Source organism: Halomonas halmophila, from assembly GCF_006540005.1.
GTDB lineage: Bacteria > Pseudomonadota > Gammaproteobacteria > Pseudomonadales > Halomonadaceae > Halomonas > Halomonas halmophila.
This window is the reverse complement of record NZ_BJOC01000012.1, coordinates 20,389-38,802: the sequence shown is the minus strand read 5'-3', so window position 1 is coordinate 38,802 and position 18,414 is coordinate 20,389. Positions and strand designations below refer to the sequence as shown.

Sequence of the window (18,414 nt, the reverse complement as noted above, 5' to 3'; positions counted from 1 at the left end):
CGGTGACGCGCGCCACCGTGGACGAGACAGGCATCAAGCATCGCTCTAACAGAACAGAGGACTGCCAACGCAGAGGGTGTCGAGTAAAAAGTCAGGTAAACGAAAGCGGGTAGCCATCGGGGGATTGAAGCGGCACCGGGGAGTGAAATAGCGCTTCGGTCATTCAGTGGCCCAATATGGAGGCGGCCCCGACAGCCACATCCCGGCACACGCCTCCATCACTACCGTTGCTCCCTTCCGGGCCTGGCGGGGTTTGCGATTTCGCGTTGCGGGAGGACCGACGGGGCCACCACAGACGACAGATTTTTGATGTCGAACTCGTCGCGGCATCAGGCCGTGTCGAGCGGTGCGCAATATAACAAGCGTGGTGCCCGTGGGCAAGCCATCGGCGGCAGAAATCGCTGCGTTGACGGCTTCGGCGGTCTTTCCCCTCCGAACACACTATGCTGGATATTGGCAAATACCCGCCGCAGAGACGGCATCGTGTTGTTAACACCGTGGAGGTGTCTATGCAGAAGGATCCCAACAAGGGGTATATCGCCCTGCTGGGCTGGAGCCTGAATGCCATCGAGGCCGCCGAGAAGTTCGATCGTCGCTACGTCATCGTCGCGCCGGACTGGGCCGAGGAATACTGCCAGAAGCACGACCTACCCTATGTGTCCTGGAACTTCGAGCGCTTGAACGACCGCTCCATGGAAATCGCCGAAACCCTGCGCGATATGGGCGTGAATGTGGCCATTCCGCTCTATGAGGAAACCGTCGAATGGGCAGGCGCCATCAACTCGGTGCTGCTCGACAACCCGCGCCTGTATGGCCAGTCGCTGTTGCTGCGCGACAAGGCCCTGATGAAGCGCCGGGCACAGCTTGGCGGCATCCGCGTGGGCATTTTCGAGGAGGCGCACGACAAGGACGATGTCATCCGTTTTCTCAAGCGGGTCAACCAGACCCTGCTCAAGCTCGACGGCGATCCCAATGACCCCATTCACCTCAAGGCCTTCGACAAGGCCGGCTGCCTTGGCCATCGCGTGATTCGTACGCCGGACGAGGTCGATACCATCCCCGACGAGGAATTCCCGGTGTTGATGGAGTCCCACCTGGATGGCTGGGAGTTCGCCGTCGAGGCCTGGATTCACGACGGCAAGATCGCCTTTCTGAACATTTCCGAGTACGTCACTCTGGGCTATTCGGTGTATGTGCCGGCCTCTCCCGAGCTGGAACGCTATCGCGAGCAGATCACCCGGCAGATCGAAAAGCTGATCAAGACCTTCGACATCGACTTCGGCCTGATCCACCCGGAATATTTCGTCACCAGCGACGGCGAGATGTATTTCGGCGAGGTGGCCTATCGTCCACCGGGCTTCAAGGTCTTCGAGCTGCTGGAGCGGGTCTACGGCTTCAATGCCTACCAGGCCAGCATGCTGGTCTTCGATCCCAAGACCACGCCTGAAGAAGTCGCCGCCTTCTTCCCGAAAGAAGTGGTCGACGCCGATGGCTACGCCGGTTGTTTCGGGGTCTATCCGCGCCTGCGCGTGGTAAGCCGCCTGGAAATCCCCGAGCAGGTCGAGGATCACCCCTACTTCGAGTCCCACGAGCTGACCCCGCCCGTGCAGGAAACGGTCACCAAGCGCACGGCCTTCGGCACCCACTGGGGGCTGACCTACTTCAAGGGCGATGACCCGCACCGTCTGCGTGACCTGCTCAAGAGCCTGGAAGAGCTTGATTTTTACGTATAAAGCAGGCTTGATGCGCCAATTCAATGATCGGGAGTCTGCGTGACGACGCCACCTAATCCCCAAAACGGCGAGCCCAGTGTCGATGAGGACAAGCTTGCCGGCCTGTTGGCCAAGCTGGACAGCGCCATCGATCAGCTGGACCAGGCCGCGGCATTCGCCAAACCCGGCAAGCTGGCGCCGGTGCTCGATACCGCCCGCCGCACCATGCTGCAGAATGGCGGCTGCGCGGCGGTAGAACAACGCACGGCGGCCATGGAGGCCGCCGGAGTGTTCGTGGGCTCGGACTGGGAAACCCCCCAGTTTCTGCTGCCCTCGCTCACCGTCCAGGCCCTGCAGAGCGCCGACCCCAACACCGTGGTCATCGAGGCACTGAGCGAACTGCGCCTGCTGCCCGTGGCCAAGGGCGAAACCGCCCATACACAGATCACCACCGAACAGGCCCATCACTATCTGTCACAGACGATGGCGCTGAACCTGTCGCTGCTGTTCAGCGCCCCCAGCGAGGCCGAGCGGGCATCCCAGGGGCGTCTGGCCATGTTGCCACGGCAGCTCTTTCAGCACCTGGCGCGGCGCATCGGCTACGAGCACATCATCGACCAGCTGATCGAGGAGATCTGGCGCATCCTCAACCAGAGGCCCATCCAGGTCGAGCCGGTCAAGCGCATGATCACCCAGATCGCCATCTGTCAGGCCGACCCGGCCATCGACCTGGGCAGCAGCGGCCAGGGGGCGGACCGTCTGGTCAGCTCGTTGTTCGGCCCCACCCAGGCATGCCGCGAGGACCCCGGAATAGCCATCTATGGCGAGCGCCTGGCGAGCATGGACACCACGGCCCTGCAGGCGGAAGCCACCGGCTTTGCCCGGGCCATGCACGACACCGGCCTGGTTTCGCCCTACCACGCCGTGCTGCTGCAACACCTGAACACCCAGCGCAACGACCACCTGCTCAGCGAGGCCCTGGGGCTCTCGGCCACGGGGCGCGATTGCCTGCTGTGCTATCGGCAGCTGACGCATGCCCTGATCCACGATGCCATCCTGCCGCAAACCGCCCAGGCGGCCTATGGCATGGCGCTGATGCTCGAGCGTGGCGTGCTCTATCAGCCCCCAGTGGCGCCCGCCATGTGGCGCCAGCTCGGCCTGGTGCTTTCCGAGTGGTCACAGGCGCGCCTCAACCTCGCCTTCGGCGATGAGGTGGCGCCGCAAGCCCGACTGCTGGAGGGCGTGCTGTGCATGCTGGGCCTGCCGCTGGGCGTGGGTCAGGGCAACAACCCGACCTGCCAGTCGGCGCGGGCCCTTTCCATGTGGGCCTACAACGATCCGGACTACCTGCTGCAGATGATCGCCTGGGCCGCCCGCGACGATGACATCATCATGCACTTCGAGGGTCAGTCGATCTCCTCCATGGCCTGTCTGTCGGGTGTGGCCACCGAATTGCCCATGGACCTCGACCCGGTGTCGCTGATCGTGGTGCCGCACCTGGATCGCATCTATGCCGAGATGGGAAGGCGCTGTGTCGACCGCGAGGGTGACCCCCACCGCTGGGTGAACCCGGAGTTTCATGGCTGGTGGTCGGGGCGCGGCTTTCGCATCAATGTCGACGTAGCCAGCGGCCAGCTCAGCGAGCTGGAGCATTTCCTGCGCCACTTCTATGCCAGCTATCACCCGGATTACAACGGCAATCAGCCATTGATTCATCCCCAGCCGGCAGGCATCGCCGTGACCGACAGCGCGGCCCGCTTCATCGGCTGGCATGCCATCAGCATCCTGCGCGCCGGGCTCGACCCGGACGGCGTCACGCGCATCTACTTCTACAACCCCAACAACGACAGCGGCCAGAACTGGGGAGACGGTGTGATGGTCAGCACCGCCGGACACGGCGAACGTTTCGGTGAAGCCTCGCTGCCCTTCGACCAGTTCGCCTCACGGCTCTACATCTTCCACCACGACCCGCTGGAACGCGGCGAGCTGGCCCAGGTCCCCGAAGAAGAACTGACACGCGTCATCGGGTACGTCGAGCGCAGCTGGGGCGCCGACCGCCTGCCGCCAGGTGGACTGCAGGCCTCGGCGGGCACCGGTTCGCCGGTGTAACGCCACCTGCCCGGAGGGCGTTACCGCCCGTCCGGGCTTATCACGCTTGTCGCTTGTGGCATAATCGCGCTTTTCCCGGACGAACCCGACGCTCATCATGCCTCGCCTCGATCAACTCCTGCTCGGCCAGGGTCTGGCCCGTTCCCGCACCCGCGCCCAACGCCTGATTCGCCATGGCCGGGTGCGCCGCGCCGATGACGGCAAGGTGCTGGCCCGCCCCGGCGAGAAACTGGCCGAGACGGTCACCCTGCTGGTCGAGGACGACCCGGAAGAGCGCTATGTCTCGCGAGCAGGCCTCAAGCTGGAAGCCCTGCTGGCCAGCCTGGCGTTATCCTTGGAGGGCCGCGACGTGCTGGACGTGGGCCAGTCCACGGGCGGCTTCACCGACTGCGCCCTGCGCCATGGCGCCCGGCACGTCATCGGCGTCGAGGTCGGTCGCGACCAGCTGGAAGCCGGCCTGCGCGACGACCCGCGCGTGACCTGCCTGGAAGGCCTGAATGCCCGCGCCATGCGCGACGATGCCACCCTGCAGCACGCCCTCGGCCAACACTCGGTGGATATGGCCGTCATGGATGTGGCCTTCATCTCCCAGACCCTGATCCTGCCCGAGCTGGCAGCCATCCTGCCGGCAGGTAGCGAACTGCTGTCGCTGGTCAAACCCCAGTTCGAAGTCGGCCCCGACGGCGTCAACGCCCAGGGCCTGGTCACCCAGCCCCACCGCTACGCCGATGTCGAAGCGCGCCTACGGACCGCCTGCGAGGCCAGCGGCTTCAGGGTCCATCACTGGCAGGAAAGCCCGATCCGCGGCGGCGACGGCAACCGCGAGTTTCTGCTGTATGCCAAACGGGGTGGTTGAAGCGCAAGGCTCTAGCCCGGCATGGCGATACGCGACAACTATCGTCCGCCCCCGTCGCCACCACTGACATCACCGGGATCACCGGGCGCGCCCGGGGGCGGGTGACTGGGCGGCTTTGTGCTCGACGAACTCGCGGATGGCCGGGACTCCAGTCGCGCCCTGGTGCCGTCGCTGCGGTGCAGCCAGACATCCATCTGATTGAAGGCGATGTTCAGGTCATGCTCGGCCAGCAGCTGGCCGACCCGCGAGTTGATTTCGTCGGTGGCAAACAGCCGATCGCCGAGGCTGTTGACGTAGACACGCAGCTCATACTCCATGGCGCTCTCGGTATAGCGCATGAAGAAGATTTCCGGCGGCGGGTCACGCAGCACGCGCTCGTTCTCGTCGGCGGCCTGCTGCAGAAGTCGCTGCATCAGCTGCGGTGGCGTGCCGAGTTGCACGCCATAGGTCAGGATCACTCGGGTGATGCTGTCCGACAGCGACCAGTTGATCAACTGGTCGGTGACGAAGGTCTTGTTGGGGATGATGATTTCCTTGCGATCGAAGTCGGTGACCGTGGTGGCTCGGATGCGAATGCGGCTGACGGTGCCGGTGAGATTACCCAGGGTAATGGTGTCGCCGATGCGTACCGGGCGTTCGAAGAGAATGATCAACCCGGAGATGAAGTTGGCAAAGATTTCCTGCAGGCCGAAGCCGAGGCCGACACCCAGGGCAGCGACCAGCCACTGCAGGTTGCTCCAGGCCACGCCGAGCGCGCCGAGTGACATGACCACGCCGGTACCGACGATGGTGTAGGACAGCAGCGAGGTGATGGCATAGGCGCTGCCCTGCTTGAGCTCGAGCCGCGACAGCACCATAACTTCCAGCAGTCCGGGCAGGTTGCGCGCCAGCATCAGGGTCAGGCCGATGATCATCAGGGCCACGATGATATCCGCGACCGACATGGCACCACCGACGATGTCGGCGCCCTGCCCTTCATCCGCAAACAGCATGACCTGTTCCAGATAGCCGAAGACCGTCAACAGATCCGCCCAGACCATGTAGAGCGCGACCAGGAAGCCGATCATCAGCCCCAGCTTGGCCAGCCGCAGGGATTGCTGGTTGACCTGCTGCATGTCCAGCGGCGGTTCCTCGACGATATCGAGGCCGCTCTCCCCCTCGTGTTCCTGCTGGGCGCGGCGTCGTGCCAGGGCACGCCGGTAGGCCAGCCGACGGGCGGCCACGGCCAGGCCGCGCACCACCGCCGCCTCGACCAGAATCCAGCCCCCCAGCAGATAGAGCGTCATGACGAAGCGGCTGACCAGGCTCAGGGCGGTGTAGGCATAGCCGGAGACGACCAGGCCCGTCAGCACCAGCGGCACGGCAGCCATGGAAAGCCCCAGCACCAGGCGGAACAGCTTGACGCCGAAAAAGGGCGTGTGCGCCAGGATCAGCTTGCCGAGCGACACACTCATGCCGACGAAGCCGGCGAGCAATATCAGCATCGCTACCGGCCGCAGGTTGAGGTTGATGCCGGCCTCTCTGGCCGGTGGGGCAATCAGCAGCACCGGAATCATGGCGACCAGCAGCCACCACAGCCAGCGCCGCAGGCGCGCCACATAGCCGGCAGGCCAGTAGAAATGCCGTACCGCCACGCCATCCGGCACCAGCAGGCGTCGTGCCATGGCGACCACGGCCCCGGCCAGGGCGACCTGAACCAGAGAGCCGCCGATCACCGGCGCGGCGCCCTGCCCGCCCCACGACAGCACGGCCGCGACACCCGCCAGCAGCAGTGGCATGGGGGCCGCCAGCAGGGCATTGAGCAACACCGCCTGGGGCGTGTGGGCCTGACTGTCCGAACGCAGATGGCCGATCTCTTCATGCAGGCGCTGCAGCCGACGCTTGAGCGAACGCCGCAACAGCAGCAACACGCCGCTCATCAACAACGGCACAATGGCGATCAGGGCGCCGGCATCCGGCAGGGTCCAGCGATGCGGCAGAAGCTGGCGCCACTCGCCCTCTCGCCACTCGGTAAGCAGATGCTCGGGCAACTTGAGCAGCCAGGCAAGGTCGAGCGGCCGCGCATTGGCAATCCAGAACAGCTGCTTGTCGATGGTGTCGCGCAGCGAACGGCTGGTAGACAGCAGCTGCTGCTGATGCAGCTGCAGTTCGATGGCCGAGCTGAGCATTTCGCTGTAGGTCGGCTCCAACTGGTCCATGAGGTCACGACGCGCCTGCAAAAGCTGAGTCAGGGGCTGCACCAGTGCCGTCGAGACATCCGTGACACCCGCCTCCTGAAGACGCTGGCGCGCCTGTGCTTCGGCATCCTTGAGCACATCACTCTGGCGCTCCAGCTCGAACTGGCGCAGTCGCCAGTCGGCGATTTCATCCTTGAGGCCACCGCGCACCTCCACCTGAGGCAAGGCCTCTCGTTGCTCGCGCAGAATCCGCGACAGCAAGGTGCTGCCACGGATGGCATCGACATGCTCGTCCAGGCCACGTTGCAGTTGACGTACCTGCTCGAGCTGACGGCGAACGTCCAGCCCCTGGCGCACCAATTCATTGGAGCGACTGGTCATCCGCAGCAGTTCCAGGCTCAGCTCGCGATTGATGCGCTGTGCCTCGCTGATCTGCGGATGCCGTGCCACCTCATCGGGCTCGTCCTGCACGGCATCGGCAATGGCCTGCTCGGAGCGCTCGCGACGGCGCTCGTCGATCAGGCGTTGCAGCGACAGCAGACGAGCTTCCTGACTGGCGACCTGGCGCTCCAGCAGCGCCCGCCGCTGCCGCTCCAGCTCACGCAGCCGGGTGTTGGTGGCCAGCTCGCGTTGATGCAACGCCAGGCGCTGCTCGGCCAGGGCGCGCTTGACGCGGGCCTGCAGCAAGCGCGGATCGCGTTCTTCGACATTCTGTGCGTTCAGGTTTTCGAGGCTGCGACGACTTTGCTCGGCCAGCTCGGTGGCCTCGGCGATGCCCTGTTGTGCACGCTCGGGCAGTGTCTGGGTGCCCAGCAGACGCGTCTCGACCTGTGACAAGCGTTCCTGATCATTGCGCAGCGCCACGCTGGCGGCCTCCAGCCGCTGCTCGAGGGTCGCCAGTGGCAGGGATTCCAGTGACGACAGCGAATCCGCAGGGGTATCGTCTTCGCTATCCTGCAGCGCCTGCTGCAGCGCTTCGATCTCCTCCGGCGCCTGACCGATCCGCGACTCGAGCTCGGCGAGACGCGCCCGCGTAGCCTCCAGCGTCGCCAGCTCCTGGAGGGTCGCCTGGAGAATATCGAGCTTTTCCTGGGTCGCCGCATCGACCTGCTGGCCGTCGGCGGGACGCAATTCCTCGAGGCGCTGTTCCAGCGACTCGCGTGTCGGCAAGTCAGCCGCCCAGCTCGTCGAGGCCATCAACAGCATCAATAGGCAAACAATGTGCAAGACTCGCTTGCCGGCACGGCGGGAGACTCTGTTCACGGACACCTCGTCATCGGTGACATCACCAGGTTGATTGGATTCTCGGCGCATCGGGTCGGCAAAGCAACGCTTCTCGTCGCCATACCGCCACAGTTGACTTGCCCTGTCGTCATGGTAGAAACGAGGGCCTATATCCCAATCAAGCAGGCGGCGCATGAAGCCATCTCGACTCCTCGTTGTTACCCTGATGCTGGCCGGCCTGTCGAGCCAGGCCCAGGCGGCGGAACCCCTGACCGAAGCCGAGCGCGAGGCCATCGAGTCGCGTATTCAGTCGCTGCAGGCCGAACTCGGCAAGTTGCGCGGGCGCCTGCAAGACGAGCGTGCCGCCGGCTCGCCCCAGGCGGCCCCCACGTCCGCCCGGGTCGATGCAACATCCAGCCAACACTCGGCGCAGGACGCCGGGGGCCGTCAGGTGGAAGCAGCCGGGACGGCGGAGCCGGAACAGCCGCTGGAGACGTCCGTGGTCACGCGTCGCCTGTTGGAGGAAGAGTCCGAGCAGAATCCCTATGCCATCACGACCCATCGGCGTAACTACCTGTTGCCGTTGAGCTATACCAATAGCCCCAATGAGCCGGCCTTCAACAGTATCGACAACGACGCCGATGCGGATCACATGGAGGTCAAGTTCCAGTTCAGCGCCAAGTTCCAGTTGGCGGAAGACCTCCTGCCGGCAGACGGCGACCTGTTCTTCGCCTATACCCAGCAAAGCTGGTGGCAGGCCTATAATACCGACGCTTCCTCGCCCTTCCGCGAAACCAACTACGAGCCCGAGATCTTTGCCGACTTCAACGCGGACTGGACATTCGCTGGCTGGACCAACATCAACAACCGCCTGGCTCTGAATCATCAGTCCAATGGCCGCTCCGGCGAGATGTCGCGCAGCTGGAATCGTGTCATCCTGACAAGCACCTTCATCAAGGATGGCTGGGGTGTCTCGCTGCAGCCTCACTGGCGGATACCGGAATCGGCCGAGGAAGACGATAACCCGGACATCGAGGAATACATGGGCTACGGCGATATTACTGTGGCGCGGCGTTTTTTCGGGGACCATGAAGCGAGCCTGATGGTCCGCGGCAACCCCGCCCATGGCAATCTGGGGGCCCAGTTCGACTACTCCTGGCCGCTGTTCGGCAAGATACGCGGGCACGTCCAGTATTACACCGGCTACGGAGACAGCCTGATCGACTATGATCGCAACGTGCATCGCCTGGGGATCGGCTTTAGTCTGAATCCGCTGTTCTCGTCGGGTCTTCTGGGACGCTGACGCCACAACACCCGAGGTTGCGGGGCAAGCAAAGTGATTGCACCGCTAACGCCAACTTCATATGCTGGACACGATCGACACCCGGAGGAAGACGTCATGATGGAAGAAACATCAAGCGGCAGCGGAACACCTGAGAGCTCGCGTACACAGCGCCAGGAGGCCTCCCAGCAACTCAAGGATGACCTCCATCACCTCTCGCGGACGGTCGAGGAGCTGGTCAACGCCACGGCCGATGACTCTCGACAGAACGTCAAGGAAATGCGTGCGCGGGCCGAAAAACGCCTCCAGGATACCCGCAGCCGTCTCGAGTCGCGTGGCGAACACGCCTATCACGAAGCGCGCGACCATGTGACGCGTCGGGCCGACAGCGCGGACCGCTATGTGCATGACAACCCCTGGACCAGCATCGGCATCGGCGCCGCCGCCGGCGTGGTCATCGGTCTGCTGATCGGACGGCGCTGATGTCGGAGAGCCAGGGACCGGCTCAGCGGCTGTTCGATGCCGGCAAACGGATACTCGGCAGCCTGCTGGCCACCGGCGAGACGCGCCTGCGACTCGCCGTTCTCGAACTGGAAGAGGAACGCGCGCGGCTGGTGGGCATACTGCTGCTCGCCGGGCTGAGCATGATCCTGCTGCTGCTCGGACTCGGCGCGCTGACTACCCTGGTCATCGTCGCCTTCTGGGAAAGCCACCGCCTCATGGCCATTGCCGTGAGCGCGGGCGTGCTGTTGTTCGGCGGAGCCGGCCTGGCGGCCTGGGTCATGCATCTGGCGCGTCGCCCCACTCTGCTGGCCAGCACTCTCAAGCACCTGGCCCTGGACCGTGAACTGCTGGAGTCACAACGTGAAGCGCCACAACGCCAGCAATAGCCGGGACGCATCGCCGTCTCGCCGACAGCGCAAGGCGGCGCTGGAAGCCACCATCGAAGACCAGCGCCTCGATACCCTGATGGCCAGCGAGCAGTGGCACGATGCCATCAGCCCGCTGGACGACAGGTGGGAGATGCTGAACCGCCTGCGTACCCCGCTTCTGATCGGCAGTGGCATCCTGCTGACGGTGGTCCTGCGTCGTCCCGGGCCGGCCATCAAGGCCGCCAACCGTGTCGCCATGGGGGCCCTCACCCTGAAACGCCTCGGCAAGCTGCTTTCCTGATGCCGGAGGCGGCATGCATCATCTGGTCGTAACAATTGTTTATGTCATTCTTGTTATGATGCGGTGTCAATTAACCAACATATTAATGACACATCAGGGAGCCGCTCACCATGCGCATGCTGGCGCTTTATAGCATCAAGGGAGGAGTCGGCAAGACCGCCTCATCGGTCAACCTCGCCGCTCAAGCCGCGCGTGCCGGCAACCGTGTATTACTCTGGGACCTGGATCCGCAGGCCGCCACCAGCTTTTACCTGCGTACCAAGCCCAAGGTGCGTGGGGGCGTGGAAAAACTGGTCAAGGGCAAGGCCGATCTGGACAAGGTCATACGCAATACCCAGGTCGATAACCTGGATGTACTGCCTGCCGCCCTGGCATCACGGGACATGGACAACCTGCTGGCCAAGCGCGGCAACAGTCACCTGCGCCAGATTCTCAAGCCGGTGCGCAAGGACTATGATCTGGTCATCCTCGACTGCCCCCCGAGCCTGTCCCACCTGTCCGAGAACATCTTCTCCAGCGTCGATGCCCTCTTGGTGCCGGTGGTTCCCACCACGCTCTCCATGCGCACTCTGGAACAGTTGCGCGACTTCCTGGATGAACAGGAGCTGCCCTGCACCTTCTGGCCCTTCATCACCCTGGCGGACCGGCGACGCAAGCTGCATGTCGAGATGATCGACGAGATGCAGAACGGCTGGCCCCTGATGCTGTCCACGGTCATTCCCGCGGCCAGTGCCGTCGAGCGCATGGGGCTGGAGCGTGCCCCGCTGCATGCCTTCGCGCCCCGCACCACGGCCTCCCGCAACTACCAGGCCCTGTGGAACGAGATTTCCCAGCGGCTCCAGTAGCGATGCCCCCTGCCGCCAGTGTCATCACGCTGGCCCGCCTGACCAGCTCATTGACGCATGGCCTCGGCGGCTCTGTTCAAGTGCACCGAAAGGGCATCGATATTTGCCACGCCACCGGCACCCATGGCGTCATCATAGTGTCGCAGTAACCGGGTCCGGTGTGCACTCAGCAGATCCATGAAACCGCGCAGGTGAGCGGGGGCCGTGGCACGCCCGGCCTGGCCTTGTGCGGCCTGGGTCAATCTGGCATCGAGTTCCTGGCGGCCCTGTTCAAGAGCGGCCGAATGCATGGCAGCCTCGCGCACCAGGTCGTCGTGGAGGACGCCGAATGCATCCTGAAAGTCCTTCATGGCGCGCTCGGCCTGATGGCAATCCGCCGATACCCTGCGCCACGGGCGCAATAGATAGCGAATGCGCTTGCCGGTGATACGCGGGCGGTGCAGCGACTCGGCGTCTTCCACCGAGCCCACGGCCGCGACTTCGGCTTCCAGACGCTCGCGCAGCGCGTCCAGCACCTGGGCACTGGCCTCTCCGAAACGCGGCGGGCCTCCTCCCCGACCTTTCGCCCGCTTCTTCTTGCCACTTGCCTTCCTGTCGGAATCGCCGTCCCGTATCGCCTCGAGCTGCGCGATGAGACGCTGCTCCAGCTCGGGGAAGCGCGACTCGATGGCCTCATGAGCCTCTGTGTAAGCCTCTGCCACCTGTGCCTCCAGGCGCTGCTGCCACCAGCCGGCCGCATGCCGCTCGCGCACCGACAGCTGCGGCTGGATGGTTTCGAGCCATGCCAGCATCACCTCGCCGTCGCGGGCCGCATTGGTGGCCCTGGCCAGGTCGCGCAGATCACGACGCAGCGACTTGGGCACCCGAATGCCCGGTTGCTGCCGATAGGCCTGCAGCCAGACGCGCAGACGACGCAGGGCCACCCGGAAATCATGCAGACCCTCGGGATCTTCGGGGTCCATGACACGCGGCCGCGCACGCCGCGCCTCCTTGACCAGATCCAGCCCGACATCTCCCACCACGCGCCCAAGGCGCCGTTTCTGCAGCGATTTCCCCATGACGCAGACTCCGTGCCGTGACGCCTTCAGTATAGAAAGCCCTGCCAGGCACGACAGTCCGCATCAGCCCTATCGCCTCACACCGCCTGGCCACAGGCGACGCCAGAGGCCCAGGCCCACTGAAAGTTGTAGCCCCCTAGTTCGCCGGTGACGTCCAGCACCTCGCCGATGAAGCGCAGCTGCGGCAGCCCCTGAACTTCGAAGGTTTTAGAAGATATCCCCTGGGTGTCAATACCGCCCATCGTAACCTCGGCGGTCCGCCAGCCCTCTGTACCAGCGGGTTTGAGCTGCCAGTCGTTGAGGTAGGCGGCCCAGGCCGACAGGGTGGCGTTGGAACACTCCGCCAGGGGCGCATCGCCACCATGCCATTCCACCATGGCCTGGGCGAGCCGACGTGGCAGGCGCTCGGCCAGCCAGGTACTCAAGCGCCGCTTGGGCGCGTCGCGGCGCGCGGTGATCAGCGCCTCGAACGCCTCAGTACCAGGCAACAGATCGATGGAAAGCGCGTCACCGCTATGCCAGTAGCTGGAAATCTGCAGCATGGCCGGCCCGGACAGCCCTCGATGGGTAAACAGCATGGGCTCGTGGTATTCGCCATCGCGACAGCGTACCGCCACCTCGTGGCTGAGGCCGGCCAGCGAGGCGGCACGCTCCTTCCACTGCGAGGTCAACGTGAACGGCACCAGCGCCGCGCGTGTCTCGGTGACCGCCAGCCCGAACTGGCGCGCAATCTCATAGCCGAAGCCGGTGGCGCCCATGGTCGGGATCGACAGGCCGCCGGTGGCCACCACCACCGCCCCGGCCTCGATCGGCCCCAGGCTGGTCGCCAGCCGCATACCCTCGCCCTGCCGTTCCAGCGAGTGCACCGACGTCTTGAGGCGTATATCGACCCCGGCCCACTCGCACTCGGTGAGCAGCACGTCCAGAAGCTCCTTGGCGGAGCCGGCGCAGAACAACTGGCCTGGCGCTTTCTCGACATGCTCGAGGCCATGCCGCTCGACCAGCTCGACGAAATGCTCGGGCCGATAGCGCCTCAGAGCCGAGATACAGAAATGCGGGTTACGCGAGAAGAAGTTCGCCGGCGTGGTCGCCATATTGGTGAAGTTGCAGCGTCCGCCCCCCGACATCAGGATCTTCTTGCCGGGCTTGCTGGCGTGCTCCACCACCAGCACCCGGCGCCCGGCATAGCCTGCCGTCAGGGCACACATCAGGCCCGCAGCCCCTGCACCGATCACCACCACATCGTATGTCATTGCCTTGCCTTCGCCCCTGGCCGCCGCTGTCATGAGCTCGTTTGCTGCCGCCTGGCCGATGCGTTCATCGACCAGGCGAGCGCGCATTCTAGCAGAGCCGGCTGTCGACAGGCGGAACGCAACTTGTGCATTGTTGCCACACTCTTGCCATCCCTTGGGCACCCCAAACAGGGTACCCTGATGCGTGTATTGCTCGACCCGGTGCCATGTGAGTTGGCACCGGTACCACCAGGGCGGGATGCCCGGTGACACATCCGCTGGATCAAGCGAGCCTGACATGACCTCGAGACCTCAATTCCCTCCCTGGCGCCGTGCTGTTTGCCTGTTGCTGTTTGGCCTGAGTCTGGCGTCGCCATTGCTGGCCCAGACACCCACTGCCCGCGAGCCCACCGCGGTCATCGCCTCGCGGGTGGAACAGGCCCGCTGGAGCGATCCTCTGGAAGCCCTGGGAACATTGAAGTCCGACGAGAGTGTGACGATCTCGGCCACGGTAACCGAGACCATCCAGAGCCTCGAGTTCGAGGGCGGCGAGCATGTCGAGGCCGGTGATGTCCTGGTACGCCTCTCCAACGATCAGGCACAAGCCGACCTGCGTGCTGCCAAGGCCTTGAGAGATCAACGCCAGGCTCAGGTGGACCGCTTGAGCCAGCTACAGCAGCGCAACCTGGGCACCCGGGCCGAGGCCGAGGATAGCCGCGCCCAGTTGCGTCAGGCCCAGGCCGAAGTCGAGGCACTGCAGGCCCAGCTCGAGGACTACACGATACAGGCGCCGTTTTCCGGGGTAGTCGGCTTCCGCCAGGTCAGCGCCGGCACCCTGGTCTCTCCGGGCACGGAGCTTGCCACGCTGGACCAGCTCGATCGCATGAAACTCGACTTTCAGGTGCCGGCCACCGCACTGGGCTCACTCGCGCCAGGCATGTCACTGACCGCCACCAGCGCCGCCTACCCCGAAGCCAGCTTTCAAGGCGAGATTGCGGCCATCTCGCCCCGAGTGGATTCCGTCACTCGCAGCGCTTCGGTGCGCGCGATACTCGACAACCCCGAGCGGCAACTGCGCCCCGGCATGCTCATGGAAGTCACCGTGGCACGCCGACAGCGCGAGACCCTGGTCATCCCCGAGGCCGCGCTGATCCCCGAAGGGGAGCGTCACTATGTGCTGGTCATCCAGGAGGGAGAGGATGGCAAAACCGTCGAGCGCCGTCGGGTACGCGTCGGCGAGCGCCGCCCCGGCGAAGCCGAGGTGCTCGAGGGCCTGACAGCCGGCGATCTGATCGTCAACCATGGTGCCGAACGGGTGCGTGATGGCGATGCAGTGCGCCTGCTCGGCATCACCGATGACGAGACTTCGGTTCGCGAATTGCTGCGTGCCAATCGTGATGCGGGAGATGCCTGATGCGTCTGTCCGATATTTCCGTCCAGCGGCCGGTCCTCGCCACGGTACTGGCGGCTCTCATCGTGGTCTTTGGCTTGCTCGCCCTCGACCGCTTGCCATTGCAGGAATATCCGTCCATCGACCCGCCGATCGTCAGCATCGATACCGACTATCCTGGGGCCTCGGCGAGCGTAGTGGAAACCCGCATTACCCAGGTACTGGAGGATCGCATCAGCGGCGTCAGCGGTATCGAGCTGATCACCTCCTCGAGTTCCGACGGCAGCTCCAGCATCACCGTGGAATTCAGCCTGGACAAGGACATCAATGCCGCCGCCAATGATATTCGCGAGCGCATCGCCGGCGCCCGGGACAACCTGCCCGATGCCGCCAACGCCACCGAGGTGCGCAAGCAAGACTCCGGCTCGGACGTGGTCATCTGGCTGTCGCTGTCCGGCAGTGACTATGCCATCGATGAGTTGACCGACTACGCCGAGCGCTACCTGACCGACCGTTTCTCGGTGTTGGAGGGAGCCTCCCAGGTGGTCGTCGGCGGTGGCGAGGAATACGCCATGCGGATCTGGCTGGATGCCGATGCGCTGGCGGCGCGGGGCCTCACCGTGAGCGATGTCGAGGACAGCCTGCGCGAAGAGAACGTCGAGCTACCCGGCGGCTCGGTGGAGTCCGTGGATCGTCAGTTCATGGTACGCCTGCCCCGGGATTTCTCGACGCCCCAGGACTTTCGCGATCTGGTGCTCGCCGAGGACGACAGCGGCTACCTGGTGCGCTTGAGCGATGTGGCAGAGGTCGAGATCGGCGCCGTGGAAGAGCGTTCGATGTTCCGCGGCAATGGCGTGCCCATGGTCGGCCTGGGCATTCGCAAGCAGTCGACTGCCAACGTCCTGGCGCTGTCCGAGGCCGTGAAGGCCGAGATGGAACGCGTGGCCCCCAACCTGCCCGAGGGCATGGAGCTCAAGCTGCACCACGATGCCTCCACCTTCGTTTCCAACGCCATCGCCGATGTGGTGAAGACGCTGTTCATCGCCATGGGGCTGGTGGTGGTGGCAATCTTCATCTTCCTCGGCAACCTGCGTACCACCCTGATCCCCGCCGTTACCGTGCCCATTGCCTTGATCGGTACCTTCGCCGCTCTGGCCGCCATGGGCTTCACCATCAACCTGCTGACGCTGCTGGCGCTGGTGCTGGCCATCGGCTTGATCGTCGATGATGCCATCGTGGTGCTCGAAAATATTCACCGACGCATGCAGGAGCGTGGCGAAAGCGCCCTGGTGGCGGCCTATCGTGGCAGCCGCCAGATCGCCTTCGCCGTCATCGCCACCACCCTGGTACTGATCGCGGTCTTCGTGCCATTGAGTTTTCTGCAGGGCGACATCGGCCGACTCTTTTCGGAATTCGCCCTGACGCTTGCCGCTGCGGTGGCCATTTCCACCCTGCTGGCCCTGACGCTGACGCCGATGATGGCTTCCAAGGTGCTCAAGCGCGACATGCATGAGGGGCGCGTCGCCCATGCCGTGCATCGTGCGCTGGATGCCTGTCGCGGAGCCTATCGCAGCCTGCTGGAGCGCGTGCTGCGCTGGCGCTGGTCGGTCATGGTGCTGTTTGTCGCCCTGCTCGGTGCCATGGTCTGGATCAACGACCAATTACCCCGCGAGTATACGCCCCAGGAGGATCGCGGCACCTTCTTCATCGTCGTCAATGGTCCACCCGGCGCGACCTACGACTACATGAAAGACTACATGGATGAAATCGAGGCGCGACTGCTGCCGATGCGCGAGAAAGGCGAAGTCGAGCGCATCCTGGTTCGTGCGCCAATGGGCTGGGGCGCCATCGAAAACTTCAACAGTGGCATGGTGATCGTCAACCTCAGCGACTGGAGCGAGCGCCGTCCGGCCTGGCCGATTATGGCCGAGGTTCGGCAACGCCTCGCCGACCTGCCGGGCATAACGGCCTTCCCGATCATGCCCCAGGGCTTTGGCGGTGGCAGCAGCTCCGAGCAGGCCCTGCAATTCGTGCTGGGCGGCAGTACCTACGATCAGCTCAGTAAGTGGCGCGACACCCTGATCGCCCATATCCGCGAGGACAACCCAAATCTGCTCAACCTCGACAGTGACTACGAGGAGAATCAGCCGCAGCTCAGAGTCGACATCAATTACGAACGCGCCGCCGATCTGGGCGTGACCGTCACCGAGATCGGCAGCACCCTGGAAACTCTGCTGGGGGGGCGCAGCGTGACGCGCTATGTCGACGATGGCCAGGAGTATGATGTCATCCTTGAGGCCGAACGGGGCTCCCGGCCCAGTCCGCGCTCGCTGGAAAGCCTGATGGTGCGCTCGTCGCGCTCCGGCGAGCTGGTGCCCCTCTCCAGCATGGTGACCCTGACCGACTTCGCCGGTCCCAGCACGCTGAACCGTTTCAATCGCATGCGTGCCATCACCATCCAGGCCAACCTGGCCGATGGCTATTCCATGGGCAAGGCTCTCGACTACATGAACAACGCCGTCAGCGAGGTATTGCCGCCTGAGGTGCAGACCGGCGTCAAAGGCACGGCCCGCGACTATCAGGAAGCCAGTGGCGCCACGACCTTCCTGCTGGGCATGGGCGTGCTGGTCGTCTTCCTGGTGCTGGCCGCTCAGTTCGAGAGCTTCGTTCATCCGCTGGTGATCATGATCACCGTACCTCTGGCGATGATCGGTGCCCTGCTGGGTCTGTGGTTGAGCGGTCAGACGCTCAATACCTATAGCCAGATAGGGCTGGTCATGCTGGTCGGGCTGGCCGCCAAGAACGGCATCTTGATCGTCGAGTTCGCCAACCAGCTGCGCGATGCCGGACACCGCTTCCACGAGGCTCTGGTCGAAGCCGCGGTGACTCGTCTGCGACCGGTCATCATGACCGCGGTGACCACCATGGCCGGGGCGATCCCGTTGATCCTGTCCAGCGGCGCCGGTGCCGAGACACGCCTGGTGCTGGGCACGGTCATCTTGTGCGGCCTGGCCACCGCCACGGTCTTCACCCTCTTCGTGGTTCCGGTGGCCTATGACCTGCTGGCTCGCCGCACCGGTTCCCCCGGCGCCGTGGCACAACGCCTGGATCGCGAAATGGCCGAGCACCCAGCGGGCCATTGAGGGCGCACATTGCCGCCCCAAGGGCCGTCAGCGTGGCGGCCCCTGGCGTTATGCCCCCAGCCATCAGCGTTGACACCACCAGGCGCCCTGGCCACGACACTACCTGGCCGAGTAACGTCCGCACCCGCTAGTCTGTGTGTGGCAACGACTCTGTCGGGGCGTGCGTCGTGATTGCGACACTGGCTGTCGCACGAGCATCTTCCCTGCCATGAG

The 18,414-nt window shown here is 64.5% G+C and carries 13 protein-coding genes and 1 other RNA gene; 10 read left to right on the top strand and 4 right to left on the bottom strand.

The features are described 5' to 3' along the window. Nucleotides 1–186: 186 nt before the first annotated feature. Nucleotides 187–283: signal recognition particle sRNA small type (gene ffs / locus HHA01_RS03770), an RNA gene on the bottom strand. A 226-nt stretch (nt 284–509) separates the two neighbouring features. Here ffs and HHA01_RS03765 point away from each other — a divergent pair. The 3 genes from HHA01_RS03765 to HHA01_RS03755 all read left to right on the top strand — a co-directional run bounded on the left by HHA01_RS03765 (nt 510) and on the right by HHA01_RS03755 (nt 4,677). Continuing rightward, nucleotides 510–1,733 (top strand): ATP-grasp domain-containing protein, encoded by a 1,224-nt coding sequence (locus HHA01_RS03765; RefSeq protein WP_141317882.1) that lies wholly within the window; start codon nt 510–512, stop codon nt 1,731–1,733. Nucleotides 1,734–1,772: 39 nt separating this feature from the next. Then, nucleotides 1,773–3,821 (top strand): hypothetical protein, encoded by a 2,049-nt coding sequence (locus tag HHA01_RS03760; protein WP_141317880.1) that lies wholly within the window; start codon nt 1,773–1,775, stop codon nt 3,819–3,821. A gap of 97 nt (nt 3,822–3,918) precedes the next feature. Further along, nucleotides 3,919–4,677: a TlyA family RNA methyltransferase gene (locus tag HHA01_RS03755; protein ID WP_141317878.1), complete on the top strand. Its 759-nt coding sequence runs from the start codon at nt 3,919–3,921 to the stop codon at nt 4,675–4,677. Nucleotides 4,678–4,715: 38 nt separating this feature from the next. Here the strand turns inward: HHA01_RS03755 and mscK are convergent, their stop codons facing one another. Beyond that, entirely contained in the window at nt 4,716–8,117 is a 3,402-nt protein-coding gene (gene mscK / locus HHA01_RS03750) for a mechanosensitive channel MscK (protein WP_307725338.1), read from the bottom strand. Nucleotides 8,118–8,271: 154 nt separating this feature from the next. Here mscK and HHA01_RS03745 point away from each other — a divergent pair, with 154 nt between their 5' ends. The 5 genes from HHA01_RS03745 to HHA01_RS03725 all read left to right on the top strand — a co-directional run bounded on the left by HHA01_RS03745 (nt 8,272) and on the right by HHA01_RS03725 (nt 11,378). Next, a complete protein-coding gene (locus HHA01_RS03745; protein WP_141317876.1) occupies nt 8,272–9,381 on the top strand; it encodes a phospholipase A in 1,110 nt (369 codons plus the stop codon). 99 nt (nt 9,382–9,480) lie between these two features. After that, entirely contained in the window at nt 9,481–9,843 is a 363-nt protein-coding gene (locus HHA01_RS03740) for an ElaB/YgaM/YqjD family protein (RefSeq protein WP_141318044.1), read from the top strand. After that, on the top strand, nt 9,843–10,250 hold the full coding sequence (locus tag HHA01_RS03735; RefSeq protein ID WP_141317875.1) for a phage holin family protein: 408 nt from the start codon (nt 9,843–9,845) through the stop codon (nt 10,248–10,250). Before HHA01_RS03740 ends, HHA01_RS03735 begins: the two co-directional genes overlap by 1 nt. Continuing rightward, the gene (locus HHA01_RS03730; RefSeq protein ID WP_141317873.1) at nt 10,225–10,533 is read left to right on the top strand and encodes a YqjK family protein; all 309 of its coding nucleotides are present in this window, start codon (nt 10,225–10,227) and stop codon (nt 10,531–10,533) included. The genes HHA01_RS03735 and HHA01_RS03730 overlap by 26 nt, the downstream gene beginning before the upstream one ends. Nucleotides 10,534–10,643: 110 nt before the next feature. After that, on the top strand, nt 10,644–11,378 hold the full coding sequence (locus HHA01_RS03725; protein ID WP_141317871.1) for a ParA family protein: 735 nt from the start codon (nt 10,644–10,646) through the stop codon (nt 11,376–11,378). A gap of 47 nt (nt 11,379–11,425) precedes the next feature. Here the strand turns inward: HHA01_RS03725 and HHA01_RS03720 are convergent, their stop codons facing one another. Both HHA01_RS03720 and HHA01_RS03715 read right to left on the bottom strand, forming a co-directional pair. Continuing rightward, nucleotides 11,426–12,436 (bottom strand): CHAD domain-containing protein, encoded by a 1,011-nt coding sequence (locus tag HHA01_RS03720; RefSeq protein ID WP_141317869.1) that lies wholly within the window; start codon nt 12,434–12,436, stop codon nt 11,426–11,428. A 77-nt stretch (nt 12,437–12,513) separates the two neighbouring features. Next, nucleotides 12,514–13,689: a BaiN/RdsA family NAD(P)/FAD-dependent oxidoreductase gene (locus HHA01_RS03715; protein WP_141318042.1), complete on the bottom strand. Its 1,176-nt coding sequence runs from the start codon at nt 13,687–13,689 to the stop codon at nt 12,514–12,516. Nucleotides 13,690–13,966: 277 nt separating this feature from the next. Between HHA01_RS03715 and HHA01_RS03710 the strand changes: the two genes are divergently transcribed. Further along, nucleotides 13,967–15,082: an efflux RND transporter periplasmic adaptor subunit gene (locus HHA01_RS03710; protein WP_141317867.1), complete on the top strand. Its 1,116-nt coding sequence runs from the start codon at nt 13,967–13,969 to the stop codon at nt 15,080–15,082. Next, on the top strand, nt 15,082–18,201 hold the full coding sequence (locus tag HHA01_RS03705) for an efflux RND transporter permease subunit (RefSeq protein WP_141317865.1): 3,120 nt from the start codon (nt 15,082–15,084) through the stop codon (nt 18,199–18,201). The genes HHA01_RS03710 and HHA01_RS03705 overlap by 1 nt, the downstream gene beginning before the upstream one ends. Nucleotides 18,202–18,414 lie beyond the last annotated feature (213 nt).

Coding starts and splice junctions, on each gene's coding strand:
- HHA01_RS03735 (WP_141317875.1), top strand. CDS start 9,843: ATGTCGGAGAGCCAGGGACCGGCTCAGCGGCTGTTCGATGCCGGCAAA.
- HHA01_RS03715 (WP_141318042.1), bottom strand. CDS start 13,689: ATGACATACGATGTGGTGGTGATCGGTGCAGGGGCTGCGGGCCTGATG.
- HHA01_RS03755 (WP_141317878.1), top strand. CDS start 3,919: ATGCCTCGCCTCGATCAACTCCTGCTCGGCCAGGGTCTGGCCCGTTCC.
- HHA01_RS03710 (WP_141317867.1), top strand. CDS start 13,967: ATGACCTCGAGACCTCAATTCCCTCCCTGGCGCCGTGCTGTTTGCCTG.
- HHA01_RS03705 (WP_141317865.1), top strand. CDS start 15,082: ATGCGTCTGTCCGATATTTCCGTCCAGCGGCCGGTCCTCGCCACGGTA.
- HHA01_RS03740 (WP_141318044.1), top strand. CDS start 9,481: ATGGAAGAAACATCAAGCGGCAGCGGAACACCTGAGAGCTCGCGTACA.
- HHA01_RS03745 (WP_141317876.1), top strand. CDS start 8,272: ATGAAGCCATCTCGACTCCTCGTTGTTACCCTGATGCTGGCCGGCCTG.
- HHA01_RS03720 (WP_141317869.1), bottom strand. CDS start 12,436: ATGGGGAAATCGCTGCAGAAACGGCGCCTTGGGCGCGTGGTGGGAGAT.
- HHA01_RS03765 (WP_141317882.1), top strand. CDS start 510: ATGCAGAAGGATCCCAACAAGGGGTATATCGCCCTGCTGGGCTGGAGC.
- HHA01_RS03725 (WP_141317871.1), top strand. CDS start 10,644: ATGCGCATGCTGGCGCTTTATAGCATCAAGGGAGGAGTCGGCAAGACC.